This window comes from Fictibacillus sp. UD, assembly GCF_043558025.1.
Taxonomy (GTDB): domain Bacteria; phylum Bacillota; class Bacilli; order Bacillales; family Fictibacillaceae; genus Fictibacillus.
This window is the reverse complement of record NZ_JARUHH010000051.1, coordinates 1-520: the sequence shown is the minus strand read 5'-3', so window position 1 is coordinate 520 and position 520 is coordinate 1. Positions and strand designations below refer to the sequence as shown.

1 protein-coding gene is annotated in these 520 nt (G+C 41.0%); it reads left to right on the top strand.

Features of this window, described 5'->3' with window-relative positions; translation table 11 throughout:
• Positions 1-20: 20 nt before the first annotated feature.
• Entirely contained in the window at positions 21-398 is a 378-nt protein-coding gene (locus P8610_RS20440) for a hypothetical protein (protein ID WP_394605961.1), read from the top strand.
• Positions 399-520 lie beyond the last annotated feature (122 nt).

The following is a 520-nucleotide window of genomic DNA, read 5'->3' as shown; positions in this document are numbered from 1 at the left end:
ATGGAATGGAATAGAATGGAATGGCATGGAATGGAATGGAATTAATCCGAATAGAATTGAATGGAATGGAATGGAACGGAATGGAATGGAATGGAATGGAATGGAATGGAATGGTATGGAATGGAATGGAATGGTACGGAATAGAATGGAATGGAACGAATTGTAATGGAATGGAATTGAATGGAATGGAATGGAATGGAATGGAATCAACGCGAGTGCAGGGGAATGTAATGGAACGGAATGCAATGGAATGGAATCATCCGGAATGGAATGGAATGGAATGGAATGGAATGGAATGGAATCAACCCGAGTGCAATGGAATGGAGTGGAATGGAATGGAATGGAATGGAACAACCCGAATGGAATGGAATGTAATGGAGAGTAAGGGAGTTGAATAGAATCAATCCGAATGTAATGGAATGGAATGCAACGGAATGGAATGGAATGGAATGGAATGGAATGGAATGCAATGGAATGGAAACAACCCGAGTACAATGGAATGGAATGGAATGGAATGGAA

Bases quoted from the DNA above. Each gene is read 5' to 3' on its own strand.
- P8610_RS20440 (WP_394605961.1), top strand. From the start codon at position 21: ATGGCATGGAATGGAATGGAATTAATCCGAATAGAATTGAATGGAATG.